Origin of the sequence: Paenibacillus filicis (assembly GCF_038070315.1) — a bacterium.
Taxonomy (GTDB): Bacteria; Bacillota; Bacilli; order Paenibacillales; family NBRC-103111; genus Paenibacillus_G; species Paenibacillus_G filicis.
In genome coordinates this window covers 321,282-335,053 of record NZ_JBBPCC010000001.1, presented here as the reverse complement: position 1 = coordinate 335,053, position 13,772 = coordinate 321,282, and the positions used below count along the sequence as shown (strand labels likewise).

The following is a 13,772-nucleotide window of genomic DNA, read 5'->3' as shown; positions in this document are numbered from 1 at the left end:
GGAATAAGTCTATTTCAACCGCAAATGAGGAATTCCGACATGAAAGCAACCATCTACGATGTCGCCAAGGAAGCGGGCGTCTCGATTGCAACCGTATCAAAGGTACTGAACGGCAAGGGCAAGATCAGCACGGAGACGCGAGAAGCGATCTTCGCGATCATGGAGCGTCTGGATTATCAGCCCAGTCTTATCGCTACTGCGCTGACGGGCAAGCGCACCTTTACCCTCGGCCTGCTCGTGCCGGATATCTCGAACCCGTTCTTCTCCGAGATCGCCCGCGCGATCGAGGATCAGAGCGAGCAGCTCGGCTACAGCGTCATGATCTGCAGCACGGACAACAAGGATGCCAAGGTCGAGAAATACATCTCCCTGCTGCAGCAGAAGAAGGTCGACGGCATCATCATCGCCACGGGGATCGACAACAAGGACATCCTGGAGCAGCTCTTATCCAAGTCGATCCCGGTCGTCCTGCTGGCCCGCGATATGCCGCTAGTCGCCGTGAACACGGTCGTCGTCGACGACTATATCGGCGGCTGCCTAGCGGCCGCCCATCTGCTGGAGCTCGGCCACCGGAGCGTCGCGATGCTCGGGGAGCGGGAGAAGGTACGCAGCAGCCGCGAGCGCGTCCGAGGCTTCCGGCAGACGCTGGAGGAGAGCGGCGTGACCTTCACGCCCGAGCAGCTCAGGCATTGCGACTACAAGGTCGAGGACAGCCGGGTCAAAGCTCTAGAACTGCTGAGCGTAGAGGAGCCGCCGACGGCGATCTTCGCCTGTAATGACATGCTCGCGGTCGGCGCGCTGCAGGCGGCCAAGGAGCTGGGCAAGAAGGTGCCGGAGGAGCTGTCCATCGTCAGCTTCGACAACACGGTTCTGGCGGCGGTGACCAATCCGCCGATGACGACCGTCGCCCAGCCGATGGAGCATATGGGCAAGCTGGTCGTGAACATGATTGTCGACGAGCTGCAGGGCTCCGCGCCCGTGAGGCAGCGGGTCGTGCTGCGACCGGAATTGATTATCCGGGAATCGACGGCAGCCATCGCACCGTAAGGGAATATGGGCAACCTGTTATTGTTCGGCAAGATGGAACAAGGCGGGTTGCTATTTTTTAAGGACTTTTAATAAAGAAGGGGCACAAACATGATTCAAGTAGATCCTCATATTTTACTAAAACTAGGCATCTCGGCTCTGCTCGGGCTGATTATCGGCTTGGAGAGGGAGATCAGGAATAAGCCGCTCGGCCTCAAGACGTCATTGGTCATCTGCCTGAGCAGCTGCCTGCTCACGATCGTATCGATCGAATCGTCGAACAAATACGCGGTAGCGGGCCTCCATGTGATGGACCCGATGCGACTTGCGGCCCAAGTTGTAAGCGGTATCGGCTTCCTCGGGGCCGGGGTTATCCTGCGCAAGCATAATGATGTGATCGTCGGTCTGACGACGGCGGCGATGATCTGGGGAGCGAGCGGACTCGGCATCGCGGTAGGGGCTGGTTTTTTCGTGGAGGCATTCTTCGGTGTCATCCTGATTATGGTGAGTGTCGTGGCTTTGCCTTACTTCATCAAGCTGGTCGGGCCCAAGCCTCTGATCCTGAAGGAACTTCGCGTCAGACTCGTTGTGTCGGGCGAAGGAGAGCTTACGTCGACCATACAATCCATCTTGGCCATGAAATATAAAATCAAGAGCGTCCATATTAAGGAGCTGAATGACCACCAGCAGGAGCTGAACTTCCTCGTCCTCGTCGACCGAAAATACGCGTCCGATGTATTCGTAGAGTTCAAACGGCTGGTACATATTTCGACGGTAGAAGTGGAAACGCTTTAGAGGCGGGCGGCTGCGGATAGGGACTCCGTCTCATGCATTCAGCCGCCATGAGACCTTGGAGGGAAGAATCGGCAGTCGTCGTGACCGCAATCCGCTAACAATTTCTGCAAAAGGAATGTCCTCAAATCAGGACGTATGTGATACAATGAAATCCATTACATTGGTGGGCGGAGGAAGCTATGTCCTCAAGATATTCCTTTTTCATGAAATTGATAACGTTTACAACGCTGATCAGCACGGTTCCGCTGCTCCTCCTCGGGATCTTCGCCTTCTTCCAGTCTACGTCTACGGTCCAGACCAAGGTCAATGAAGCGAATGTCTTTATGCTGCAGCAGTCCCAGAGCCGGGTGGAGCAGATTCTGAAGGTCATCGACCAGCTCGCGGTCCGATTTGCCGAGACGCCACTCGTGAGTAGCAGCGTGGCGAAGCAGCTGGCGATCGAGGACTTCAAGGATATCGATTCGCTAGTCAAGGGTCTTCAAGGCATGCAGACGTATGAGCTGGGCGTTCGTGATGTCGAGCTGCACAGCCTCTGGAACGGCTGGTATATCAAGGAGCGGGGCTTCTTCTTCGGCAAGGATCCGGCGGCGGATGTCGATGTCTCGCAGCTCGGCTACAATACCGGCTGGAAGCCGGAGATGAAGGAAGGCTCTGCCGGTATCCGACTAGTGAGAGTGATCCCGACAACCGGCGCAGAGCCGATGGGCTACTTGTCCGTCCGGATGTCGAACGCAGAGCTGGCCAAGCTGTTAGCCAAGGGCTTCTCCAGCGGAGAAACGATGATTTTGGACGATAAGATGAACATCATCGTTAGCAGCGACGACAAGAGAGTCGGCCAAAGCGTGCTGTCCGAGTCTTGGGTGAAGGATATGCAGCATGCAGATAAGACGAAGGGCTATATGAATGTTACCTCGAAGGACAAGTCCAGCAGTGTGGTCTACAACCAGTCCCGTTACAATAATTGGACCTACGTGTCGTTCATCCCGCTGGAGGAGACCAAGCAGGAATCCGCCTTGATCGGCTGGGTGACGCTGACAGCCTGCGTCCTCCTGCTGCTGCTGGCCGCACTGCTGTCGTATTGGGGTTCCAAGCGCATGTATTTCCCGGTGCGCAGTCTGCTGGAGGTGACGATGCGTCAAGGACAGCCGGCCGGTATCGGCAAGGCCGTGAAGGACGAGTTTCAGTGGATAGGCAGCCATCTAGCGACGCTGCACGAGTCCAAGGAGCAGCTGGAGGATAAGATGAAGATCCAATCCAGCCAGCTCGTCGATTATTTCATGCTGAAGCTGTTTCAAGGCGAGTTGTACCGCCATGAGCTGGAGGAGAAGGCCGGTCAGTTCCATATTACTTCCTGGCACCGTTATGCGGTGCTGGTTATTCAGATCGATACGCTTGCGCAAACGCGTTATGAGACGCAGGAGCAGGATCTGCTGCTGTTCGCGATCAACAATATCGCTGCCGAGCTGATTCCCCCGCCTCGGCGCATTCATGCGATGCCGATCGGCAACTATCAGGTGACGCTCGTGGGCAGCGATGCGGACCATCATGCGGACCTGCTGAGCGAGCTAAGCGCTCTGGCTGAGGCCGTACAGCGGGCTGTCGAAGAGTTCCTGGGGCTGAAAATCAGCGTGGGGGTCAGCCGGCCGTACGAGCAGATCTATGCGACACCGCAAGCCTTTCTGGAGGCCAAGGAAGCTTTGCAATACCGCCTTCGGTTGGGTGAAAAAGCGATTCTGCATCTGGGCGATCTGAAGCCGCGCCAAGCATCCGGGCATTATTACCCGCATCATCTCGCGTCCGAGCTGACACAGGCGGTCGCATTCCTGGACGAAGAGGTGGCGGAAGCTCTGCTGAAGCAGTTTATCCAGGAGGTATTGCAGGTCGAGAACGATCCGAATCTGTACCGGATTGCGTTTGCGATGCTGCTGACTGATCTGACGAAGGCGATCTATGAAATGGGCGGTACGGAAGAACTGTTTGCACAGGATCACCGCAATAAGTATGAACAATTATTCCATCTAAAGACGCCGCAAGAGATCGAGATCTGGTTCCATAAGCAGATGATTCGCCCAATGATGGAGCTGACCCGCAAGCGGCATGAGTCGTCTGGCAAAAGCATTTCCCGCTCGGTCATCGATCTGATCCATGAGAACTATGACAGCGAATTGACGCTGGAGCAATGTGCGCTGCGCTTGAATTATAGCACGCATTATATACGTCGGATGTTCCGCAAGGAGACGGGGATGAATTTCAGTGACTATCTGGCGGGATACAGGCATGATAAGGCCAAGAGCTGGCTGAGCGAGACCAGTATGAAAATTACCGAGATTGCCGAGCGCCTGAGGTACACCAATGCCCAGAATTTTATTCGCCACTTCCGCAAGCTGGAGGGGATGACCCCCGGGCAGTACAGGGAGCAAAAAAACGAATTGAATTGACGATTTGTATGAACCGCCAGGAAGGCTACCCTTCCCCGGCGGTTTTTTCGCGTTCAGGACATGTTTCCAATGATTATGTCCCAGGAGCGCAAATGATTAGGCTGGCCCCGCTATCCCTTGATACGCCTGGGCTCTCACAACTGGAGCGCTGCGGATTATTGAAGGCAATCCGGCCGCCAGATATGCTGACACTATCAAACGGAACCGAGGAGGACAAAGCATGGTGGAACTGAGTTCTGCGACAGCTGGGCGGGCCGCCAAGAGTGTAGCCCGCCGAAGATTGGCGCTTCTACTTAAAAACAGGTGGCTGTATGCGATGGCCATTCCTGGCTTACTTTACTTTCTGGTATTCAAATATTTGCCTATGTGGGGGCTGCTGATTGCCTTTCAGGATTACCAGCCGACCCTGGGGATGCTGCATAGCAAGTGGGTGGGACTCAAGCATTTCGAACGGTTTTTCTTCGATGCTGCCTTTCTCAGGCTATTCACCAATACGATCATCCTGGCTCTCTACAATCTGGTATTCTTTTTCCCGCTGCCGATTGTGATGGCGCTCTTGCTCAATGAGATCCGCAAGGAAGCCTTTAAGCGCACGATTCAAACGATCGTCTACGTCCCGCACTTCGTCTCCTGGGTTGTCGTCGTAGGGATTACGTACATCTTCTTCACGACCGAAGGAGGGATTGTCAACGATCTCCTGGCCGCTGTCGGCCTGCCTAAGATCGATTTCCTGCTTTCCACGGATTGGTTCCGGACGATGATCGTTTCGCAGGTGGTTTGGAAGGAAACAGGCTGGGGGACGATCATCTTCCTGGCTGCCTTGGCCGGCGTCGACCAGCAGCTGTATGAAGCGGCGACGATCGATGGCGCAGGGCGCATGAGACAGCTGTGGCATATTACACTCCCCGCGATCCGCAGTGTCATTGTCATTCTGCTGATCCTGAGGCTTGGCTCGTTCCTGGATACCGGGTTCGAACAGATCTTCCTGATGCTGAACTCCATGAACCGGGAGGTCGGCGATGTCTTTGATACCTATGTGTACGATGTGGGGATTCAGCAGGGACAATTCAGCTACAGCACAGCCGTTGGCTTATTCAAATCCTTGATCGGGCTTGTCCTGGTCGTGAGTGCCAACCGGCTGGCCAAAAAATTCGGCGAAAGCGGCCTGTACTAAGGAGATGACGCGAGATGATGATAGGTAGAAGCTGGGCCAGCCGCCTATTCGACGGCTTCAATTATACATTTCTGACCCTGGTATCGCTGGTTACGATCATTCCGTTTATTTATATCGTGTCAGTTTCGTTCGCGGAGCCGGAGGAAGTGCTGCGGAGGGGCTTCATCTTGTTCCCGACAACCTTCTCATTGGAAGGCTACAAATATATTTTCTCGACAGATACGATGGTTCACAGCTTATTGGTGACCGTAGGTATCACGGTGGTCGGCACGCTCATTAACTTGCTGTTTACCTGCTTGCTGGCTTATCCGCTGTCCCGGCAGGACTTCGGCGGACGTCAGGCGATGATGATGCTGATCGTGTTCACGATGCTGTTTAACGGCGGAATCCTGCCGACCTTCCTCGTGGTCAAATCGCTCGGCATGATCGACAGCTATCTGGCGCTGCTCATCCCGAATGCAATCAGCGCCTTCAACCTGATCGTTGTGGTCAGCTTTTTCCGGCAGCTGCCGGAAGGACTCGAGGAAGCCGCCAAGATTGACGGTTGCAGCGATCTGGGCCTGCTGTTCCGCATCGTGCTGCCGCTGTCGGCGCCGGTGCTGGCGACTTTCTCCCTGTTCTACGCCGTAGGTCACTGGAACACATTCTTCAATGCGATTCTGTACATCAATGATGCCAAGATGTGGCCGATCCAGGTCTGGCTGCGGCAGATTGTTATCCTGTCCCAGGGCGGTATCGGAGATTCGACGTCGTTCGATCAGAACTACATCGCGCCGCCTCCGCAGATTATCAAGATGGCCGTTATCGTCGTGTCTACAGTACCGATTCTGCTGGTATACCCGTTCCTGCAAAAGCATTTTGCCAAAGGGGTTATGCTCGGCTCGGTGAAAGGTTGAAAGAGCTCCCGGCACTTGCTGCCGGGGATGCATTCACATAAAATGATATAGGGGAGGCACAACGAATGAAAAGGTACATGAAGATGAGGAAAACAGGTATGGCGGCTATGGGCTTGGTGATCGGAGCGTCAGCTATGCTGGCGGGCTGCAGCAGCGAGCCGGCAAAGAATACGCCAGCCCCGGCGGCACCTGCTGGCGGCGCCAAAACACCGGAGAAGCAAGAACCTCTCAAGCTGAGTATCATGTCCTTGATGTATGCAGAGCCGCCTAAAGCCGACAGCGACGTACAGAAGAAAATCGAGGCGTACACCAATACAAAGCTGGACATATCCTGGGTTCCCAATTCGACGTACAAGGACAAGGTCAATGTGACGATCGGCTCCGGCGAACTGCCGAAGGTGCTGCTCGTCCAGAACAATAAGGATTCCAACATTCTGAGCGCAATCCGTTCCGGTACGTTCTGGGAAGTTGGACCTTATATCGACCAATACCCGAACCTCTCCAAAATGAATAAGTCTGTCTTCGACAACATCAAGGTGGACGGCAAGATTTACGGCTTGTACCGGGCACGGGACCTGAGCACCTTCGGGATCATCTTCCGCAGCGACTGGCTGAAGAACGTAGGTCTCAGCGCTCCGAAAACGATCGATGAGTTCTACAACGTTCTGAAAGCATTTACACTGAATGATCCGGACAAGAACGGCAAGCAGGACACGGTCGGCTTGACGGAGGAGAAGACGATGGAAGGCTTCACCGCCGTGGCTTCCTATATGGGCGCTCCGAACGACTGGGAGGTCAAGGACGGCAAGCTGAGCCCGGACTTCCTGGCTCCGGAATATTTCGAGGCGATGAAGTTCTACAAGAAGCTGTATGACGAGAAGCTGATCAAGCAGGACTTCCCTGTTCTGAATAACCAGCAGAAGAAGGATGACATCAACACGGGCAAGGCGGGCGCCGTCGTCTCTAATATGATTGATGGTGCGGGCTATCAGGCTAACCTGGCTAAGACCTTCCCGGGTGCGGATGTGGATGTCGTCAGCCGGATTCAAGGGCCGAAGGGCGAAAGATCCAAGGGCGGAACCGGCTATAACAGCGTGTTCATGTTCCCGAAATCGAGCGTCAAGACCGAAGCCGAGCTGAAGCAGATTCTCGCTTTCTTCGACAAGATCTCCGACCAGAACATGCTTGACCTGCTCGGCTGGGGCGTAGAGGGACGCCACTACAAGATGGAGGACGGCAAGCCGGTCTTTATCGACCAGAAGCTGTTCGACACAGAGGTAGGCTCCAGCTACCTGCAATTGCAAGTAGCCAAGTACACGGCCAAAACAACGGGTAAAGAAACGCCTCTGATGGAGAAATACGGCAAGATGATCAAGGAAAACGAAGGCATCGCCGTCAACAATGCATCCAATCCACTCGTCTCCGATACGCAAACGACCAAGGGCAATGAGCTGAAGCAGATCATCGAGGACGCCCGCACGAAATTCGTGCTTGGCAAAATCGATGAGGCCGGCTGGCAGAAGGCGATCGAGCAATGGAGAAAAGCAGGCGGCGACAAGGTTATCGAGGAGTTCACCGCTCAATACGCGAAGAACGCAAAATAGATCGTCAGGAACGGTGAGGGAGGCGCAGGTGCGCCTCTCCTTTCGTCCGTCTTGGCGAAGAGGAGAGAACCTACCGATGGAGACTAGACAATTCGCCTGCATCTCGGGCACGGATCGGGGAATCGGACTTGCGCTGGTGCATGAGCTGCTGCAAGCGGACTATACGGTGTTTGCGGGGGGCATCTCCCCTGACCTGGAGCAAACGATGAGTGGACTAGCCGAGCGGTTCCCCGGCCGCCTGCATCCCTTCCAGCTGGACGTGGGCAGCGATGCCAGCGTCCAGGAGGCGGCAGCCCGGATCGCAGAGCATACGGATACGCTGGACCTGCTGATCAATAACGCGGCGATTCTCGGAGAGACAAGCGCGACGATTACGGACAAGCTGGACTTCGACGATATCCAGCGCGTCTTCAACGTGTCGGCCGTCGGTGCGCTGCGCTTGACCCATGCGCTGATCGAGCCGCTGCTGAAGGGTGGCAAGCTGATCGTAAATATCTCGTCGGAGGCGGGCAGCATCCGAAACAGTCACCGTCAGCGCTGGTTCGGCTATAGCATGGCGAAGGCAGCTATGAATATGAGCTCAACCATTATTCACAACAAGATACGCTCCGAGGGCGGCCGCGTGCTGCTGCTGCATCCGGGCTGGGTCAAGACGTCGATGGGCGGACAATGGAGCGACGAAGGCACCTACACGCCGGAGCAGTCGGCGGCTTTCATCTGGCAGCGCATCCGCGAGCAGGGGCATGAGGTGCACGACCAGCCTCTGTACATCGAGGCCGATACCGGTAACGCGCTGCCTTGGTAACGGACTCATCATTACACCCAAACACAAGGAGAGGAAGATACAGATGACTGCAAAAGCAACCGTACTCATCGTCGGCAACGGTCCCGACGCCGATTGGCATCCGCTGGAGCCGGCCAAAGCCCAGATTGCCGGCATCCTGGGGGAAGAATTTATATTGGAAAGCTCGCTTGATTATGACGAGTTCGCCCGGCTGGACCCAGCCCAGCATCCGGTATGCATCTCGTACACCGATTGCTGGAGAGTGGACCTGACGCCTGCACAGATCGCCGGGCTCATCAGCTACACGGTGCGCGGCGGCAGCCTGCTCGTTATTCATAACGGCATCTCCCTGCACCGCAGCTTTGAAGTGCTGCAGATGATGGGCGCCAAGTTCACCGGCCATCCGCCTTACCAGACGCTTCAATACTATGGCGTAGCCGAAGGCCACCCGCTGCTGACGGGTGTGGAGGACTTCACGCTGGACGAAGAGCCGTATATGTTCGAGTTCGATCCGTTTACGAAGAAAACGGTCTTCCTGGAATACGCCTTCGAAGGCAACCGGTACCCGGCAGGCTGGGAGCATGCTTACGGCCTGGGCAAGATCATCTACCTGCAGCCTGGACATCATGCCCCGTCGTTCGAGCCGGAGGCGTACAGACGGCTGGTGCGCAACAGCGTGCGCTGGGCCGCCGGACAGAGCGTCGACTAACGAGCTGAGCAGCCTGGCTTGACGGGAGCTCCCGCGATGTTGCATGGAAGTATCCCCAATGGTCAGCCAACGGCTGAGCATGGAGGGGGCGCTCACGCATGAGCGGGAGCTTTGTTTGTCTGATCGGCCGGCTTACCCGCCAGGCCGGTGACGTACCGGACACCGAGGCTGTGCAGTCCTGTCACAATCCGACCAAGTCGAGCAGCCTCGCGATTACCTTGCTGGATTTGAATTTGTGATCGAGGAAGATGCTGATCCAGTCCGCCGTGCCGAGCAGGGCGATACAGACGAACAGTGTGATTTCCCGTGTTTTCTTCCGCTGGCGGATCATGATAGCTACGCAGCTGCCTATGGCTGCGGCAGTGAGCAGAATGAACCAGATCATGGGGAGGACTCTCCAGCCGTCTTCGGTTTATGTCTGCGCTTGAACCAGGTGACGCCCAGCAGCAGACAGGGGATGAAGAGGCTGTACAGAAGCGTGTACTCAAAATCGTATTTTTTGCTGAATTCGACATTTTCCACCACATTGTCGTTTCCAAGTGCCAAACCCGAGATGAGCAGGCTCAGTGCAAGCGTGATCCAGAAGCGGCTCGTAAACTTAAACAGCTGGCATAGCCCCAGGACGGAGCAGTAGTAGGCAATCGACAGCTTGATGAAGATCGCGGCCAGCAGGATCAGGGCTATCGTAGACTCCAGATGCTCGAAGAACGTTCCGATATGAATTTCCTGGACGATGACGAAGAGCGGGTACGTGTCATGGGAGGCGCGGGTTACTCCCAGCACGCCGATCGTGAAAAGGGTCGTGATGCTCAGCATAACCGTCGCAACGACGATAGCCAGAATAAACGTTTTCTTCCGCTTTGTTTGGATGAACGGAAACAGCATCTGGAAGATCAGTGCCTCCATGAAAGGGAACCCGAAGATGGAGCGGGTTTCCTTCATCGTCTTCCACACCTCCATATGAAAGCTGCCTTGAAATCGATTCCAGTCCCATTCCGTCAGTCCGAAGAAGAAGATGAACAGAAACGTTGCCGCCATTACTAGAAACAGCAGCTCGGAGGAGCGCGCGATCGTATCGATCCCCTTAATGACCGCATAGCCGGTGATGAAGAGAAACATGACATGAAAGACCGTCATCGGCGTCATAGGCATCAGGGTCTGCTTCATGAAGTCGCCCAAATTCCGGGTGATGAAGACGGAGAGCTGGATAAAGTAAGAGATATAGAGCAGGGCGAATACCCCCCCTAAGGCTTTGCCCCCCACCTTGGTGCAGATCTGCACAATCGATAATCCGGGATGCTGCCGAGCTAGGCTCAGCCAGATCAAGGAGGCAAGTATACCGGCCGTCCCGCCCCACAGCGGAACGATCCACGCATCCTGCTTGGCCACCGCAATCAAACCGCCAGGACTGAAGAAGAAGGAGGTACCGACCAGAAAGGACATGGTCAACACAAAAAATTGCCAGACGGTCAGGTTGTTCTGTTCCATGACGGTTACCCTCCCTTGTACGGATTAATAATCTCCCCTACATCGTTGACCGTGCTCTTCACGGTAAGACGCAGCTTGGTCTTTGTCCAGGCATCCTCTCGTTTCTGAAGTTCCTTCCATTCTTTTCCATGCTTGTACTTGATCTGATCCTGCAGGCCGAATAAATCCCACTTCTTGTCCAACGCTTCCTTGAATAGCTTCTGGCCGGTTGCACTCACCTGCTGGTCAAAGCTACCGGTAATTTGGGCTACATTGGACCAGGTCATCTTATTCGCCTGCTCGTTACTCATAATCGCGAGCTGTGCTTTGACCTCCACCTGCAGGACCGGCATGCCGTCAGCGAGGATTAATCGCTTGCGAACCTTCAATTTGCTGGCGCGCAGATCGACGTCTTTCCCCTCCACTGTCACCGATTCGAAAAAGGTTTCGATATCGCCCTTGATCAGATTATAATAGCCGTTCTCTCGCAGCCCGACCTTCCCGATCATCTTCCCCTGCTTGAATAAGGCCGCGCCTGTCAGCGCAAGGTTGCCCGGGTTCGCTTGAATCATTTCGAACCGTTTGGTCGTCTGATTAGGCTTCTCACTGATCAAGGTGATGATTGGCATAACGCTCAGCGTCGAAGACTCCATCGTTTCTGCGAGATCCTTGACCCTGGATTTCAGACTGATCCGCCCTGTGGACAGATAGGCATTGTACACCAGTGAACGCAGAGCACGGCCCGGCATCCGTTCAAGGGGAGTATAGGTTGTCATCACATCGGCCAAGGCAGAATCCGTTACAAACAGATTCAAGCTTGATCGCCGGTTGAACTGCCGTTCGTAAAAGTTAAGGAAAGCCGTAAGTCCCTGTCGGGCATAGGACTCGGGGATGATATGCGCCTGATACTGATCCGTAAACAGCTTGCGCGGCAAGATGTCTGCGGATTTGAACCCCAGCTCTCCCTTCGTCTGCCCGACGATCTTGTAGGTGTAGACGGGGGATTTGCTGCTCTCGCCCCCCTGGAGGGTGAAGGAGCCCGGATTGATGATCTGGTAATAGATCGACTGCTCGTGCGTCTTCGGATTCGAATCCGAACCGACCAGCCCGACCACAGCCAACTGATTGATCTCGATCCGATCCCAGCACCCGGTCAGACAGCACAGGGCGACTCCGGCGATGGTTAGCTTCCGGCCGATAGCAGCCTTCATGGGCCTCTCCTTCCTCGTTTCTTTGTTCCGTTCATCTGCGGATAGGTGCGCATCCACGGCCGGGGCACGCGGACCAGTACATCCTTCCAGTCGGCCAGAGAGGTCGGAGCCACCGGGGACATGAAGGAAACGCCGAATGATTGGATGGAGGACAGGTGTACGATGGTCAGCAGCACACCGCACAGAACCCCGAACAACCCCATCGCTCCAGCCAGGATCAGGTAGAAAAATTGCAGCAGCCGCTGCGTGATGCCGAAGCTGTAGGAGGGCACGACGAAATTAGAAATCGCCGTGATCGCGACGACAATAACCATGGCGGTCGAGACGAGCCCCGCCGATACCGCCGCTTGTCCGAGTACGAGAGCCCCGACAATCGAGATGGCCTGCCCGGCGATGCGGGGCATGCGCAGGCCAGCCTCCCGCAGCACCTCGAAGGTCACCATCATGATGCTCGCCTCGATGAATGCCGGGAACGGCACGATCTCCCGCTGGGAAGAGATGCTGATTAATAGGGAATGGGGCAGAAGCTCCTGCTGATAGGACACGACGGCCACATACAAGGCCGGCGTAAAAATGGCCAGCATGAAGGATAAAATTCGGACCCAGCGCAGCAGCGTAGCTATGTCGGCCCGCTGGTAGTAATCCTCCGGCGCGATAAAAAATTGAAAGAACGTGATCGGGGCCACCAGAGCGATCGGACTGCCGTCCACGAGCACCGCCACTCGGCCCTCCAGCAGGTGGGACGCCACAATGTCCGGGCGTTCCGTGCTCAGCAGTGTTGCGAAGGGTGAATAGGTCCGGTCTTGAATCCATTCCTCGACATAAGCGCTGTCCAGGATGCTATCGGTTTGAATCAACGAGATTCGCCTGCGTAGCTCCTCGACGACCCCTTGGGGTGCCAGATTGCCTAGGTAGAGCAAGGAGATATTCGTATCAGTCTCCGTTCCGGCCGTTGCCTGCTCGATATGCAAGTGAATGTTCTTGATCCGCTTGCGAAGGAGGGACAGGTTGGACGCGATGTCCTCGGTGAAGCCCTCCTGCGGTCCGCGGACGGTCGATTCCGTCAGCGGCTCCGATACGTTGCGATGACTGGTCTGGGCTGCGCTGATCCAAAGCACCTGGGATGCACCGTCGATCACGACGAGACAGACGCCCTTGAGCAGGGAGTCGACGCACTGTCTGAAATCGTCCGAGGAGGTAATCGAGCTGAAGGGAGTCCTGCCTTGCAGCCTCCTGATCATGTCCTCCGCACTAAGCGTACGATCGAAGCAAGCACGCTCGATCAGAAAGGGCAATAGTTCATCCTCGACTTTATTCTTATCGGTCAAGGTTTCAAGAAACACACAGTAGCAAGGGATATCGGGCGACATCACAAGCGGGTGGATCACGAGATCGGGAGGATCGTGCAGAAAGCGCTGGATTTGGTTCACAAAGGCTTGCGGATCCCGGCCGTCGTAGCGCGGATCATAACCCTGAAGCGAATCTTGAGTTGGCATACGCAAAGCTCCCCGTTCCTAAACAGTGATCTTTTTCCAGTATGTCCAACCGGGTTATGGATATGCATGAGATGATGAGTGGCTGCCCCATTTGGCCTAGGCCGGGCCTGTCCGGTTACATTTTGTTTACAAGTTGGAGATGATTTCGTAACATCCGTGAACTATAACTGGG

General features: G+C 55.4%; 12 protein-coding genes. 8 read left to right on the top strand and 4 right to left on the bottom strand.

From position 1 onward, the window contains the following. Positions 1 to 39: 39 nt before the first annotated feature. The 8 genes from WMW72_RS01580 (at position 40) to WMW72_RS01545 (ending at position 9,426) form a co-directional block, all read left to right on the top strand. A complete protein-coding gene (locus WMW72_RS01580) occupies positions 40 to 1,047 on the top strand; it encodes a LacI family DNA-binding transcriptional regulator (protein ID WP_341413647.1) in 1,008 nt (335 codons plus the stop codon). A 90-nt stretch (positions 1,048 to 1,137) separates the two neighbouring features. Next, positions 1,138 to 1,821 (top strand): MgtC/SapB family protein, encoded by a 684-nt coding sequence (locus WMW72_RS01575; RefSeq protein ID WP_341413646.1) that lies wholly within the window; start codon positions 1,138 to 1,140, stop codon positions 1,819 to 1,821. 203 nt (positions 1,822 to 2,024) lie between these two features. Beyond that, positions 2,025 to 4,259 (top strand): helix-turn-helix domain-containing protein, encoded by a 2,235-nt coding sequence (locus WMW72_RS01570; RefSeq protein ID WP_341413645.1) that lies wholly within the window; start codon positions 2,025 to 2,027, stop codon positions 4,257 to 4,259. 220 nt (positions 4,260 to 4,479) lie between these two features. Beyond that, positions 4,480 to 5,433: an ABC transporter permease gene (locus WMW72_RS01565; RefSeq protein WP_341413644.1), complete on the top strand. Its 954-nt coding sequence runs from the start codon at positions 4,480 to 4,482 to the stop codon at positions 5,431 to 5,433. Between the two features lie 14 nt (positions 5,434 to 5,447). Then, the gene (locus tag WMW72_RS01560) at positions 5,448 to 6,329 is read left to right on the top strand and encodes a carbohydrate ABC transporter permease (RefSeq protein WP_341413643.1); all 882 of its coding nucleotides are present in this window, start codon (positions 5,448 to 5,450) and stop codon (positions 6,327 to 6,329) included. A 65-nt stretch (positions 6,330 to 6,394) separates the two neighbouring features. Next, positions 6,395 to 7,933: an extracellular solute-binding protein gene (locus WMW72_RS01555; protein ID WP_341413642.1), complete on the top strand. Its 1,539-nt coding sequence runs from the start codon at positions 6,395 to 6,397 to the stop codon at positions 7,931 to 7,933. Between the two features lie 76 nt (positions 7,934 to 8,009). Further along, positions 8,010 to 8,738, top strand: coding sequence for an SDR family NAD(P)-dependent oxidoreductase (locus WMW72_RS01550; RefSeq protein WP_341413641.1), 729 nt, complete (start codon positions 8,010 to 8,012; stop codon positions 8,736 to 8,738). A gap of 43 nt (positions 8,739 to 8,781) precedes the next feature. Continuing rightward, a complete protein-coding gene (locus tag WMW72_RS01545) occupies positions 8,782 to 9,426 on the top strand; it encodes a ThuA domain-containing protein (RefSeq protein WP_341413640.1) in 645 nt (214 codons plus the stop codon). Between the two features lie 181 nt (positions 9,427 to 9,607). On the opposite strand, the gene WMW72_RS01540 is transcribed toward WMW72_RS01545, so the two are convergent. Genes WMW72_RS01540 through WMW72_RS01525 form a run of 4 tightly spaced genes read right to left on the bottom strand, consistent with a single transcriptional unit; the run spans position 9,608 to position 13,600 of the window. Then, entirely contained in the window at positions 9,608 to 9,811 is a 204-nt protein-coding gene (locus tag WMW72_RS01540; RefSeq protein WP_341413639.1) for a hypothetical protein, read from the bottom strand. Continuing rightward, entirely contained in the window at positions 9,808 to 10,914 is a 1,107-nt protein-coding gene (locus tag WMW72_RS01535) for a GerAB/ArcD/ProY family transporter (RefSeq protein ID WP_341413638.1), read from the bottom strand. The genes WMW72_RS01540 and WMW72_RS01535 overlap by 4 nt, the downstream gene beginning before the upstream one ends. Before the next feature lie 5 nt (positions 10,915 to 10,919). Then, a complete protein-coding gene (locus WMW72_RS01530; RefSeq protein ID WP_341413637.1) occupies positions 10,920 to 12,104 on the bottom strand; it encodes a Ger(x)C family spore germination protein in 1,185 nt (394 codons plus the stop codon). Further along, a complete protein-coding gene (locus WMW72_RS01525) occupies positions 12,101 to 13,600 on the bottom strand; it encodes a spore germination protein (RefSeq protein WP_341413636.1) in 1,500 nt (499 codons plus the stop codon). Before WMW72_RS01525 ends, WMW72_RS01530 begins: the two co-directional genes overlap by 4 nt. Between the last annotated feature and the right edge of the window lie 172 nt (positions 13,601 to 13,772).

Coding starts and splice junctions, on each gene's coding strand:
- WMW72_RS01545 (WP_341413640.1), top strand. CDS start 8,782: ATGACTGCAAAAGCAACCGTACTCATCGTCGGCAACGGTCCCGACGCC.
- WMW72_RS01565 (WP_341413644.1), top strand. CDS start 4,480: ATGGTGGAACTGAGTTCTGCGACAGCTGGGCGGGCCGCCAAGAGTGTA.
- WMW72_RS01580 (WP_341413647.1), top strand. CDS start 40: ATGAAAGCAACCATCTACGATGTCGCCAAGGAAGCGGGCGTCTCGATT.
- WMW72_RS01560 (WP_341413643.1), top strand. CDS start 5,448: ATGATGATAGGTAGAAGCTGGGCCAGCCGCCTATTCGACGGCTTCAAT.
- WMW72_RS01535 (WP_341413638.1), bottom strand. CDS start 10,914: ATGGAACAGAACAACCTGACCGTCTGGCAATTTTTTGTGTTGACCATG.
- WMW72_RS01550 (WP_341413641.1), top strand. CDS start 8,010: ATGGAGACTAGACAATTCGCCTGCATCTCGGGCACGGATCGGGGAATC.
- WMW72_RS01575 (WP_341413646.1), top strand. CDS start 1,138: ATGATTCAAGTAGATCCTCATATTTTACTAAAACTAGGCATCTCGGCT.
- WMW72_RS01530 (WP_341413637.1), bottom strand. CDS start 12,104: ATGAAGGCTGCTATCGGCCGGAAGCTAACCATCGCCGGAGTCGCCCTG.
- WMW72_RS01570 (WP_341413645.1), top strand. CDS start 2,025: ATGAAATTGATAACGTTTACAACGCTGATCAGCACGGTTCCGCTGCTC.
- WMW72_RS01540 (WP_341413639.1), bottom strand. CDS start 9,811: ATGATCTGGTTCATTCTGCTCACTGCCGCAGCCATAGGCAGCTGCGTA.
- WMW72_RS01525 (WP_341413636.1), bottom strand. CDS start 13,600: ATGCCAACTCAAGATTCGCTTCAGGGTTATGATCCGCGCTACGACGGC.
- WMW72_RS01555 (WP_341413642.1), top strand. CDS start 6,395: ATGAAAAGGTACATGAAGATGAGGAAAACAGGTATGGCGGCTATGGGC.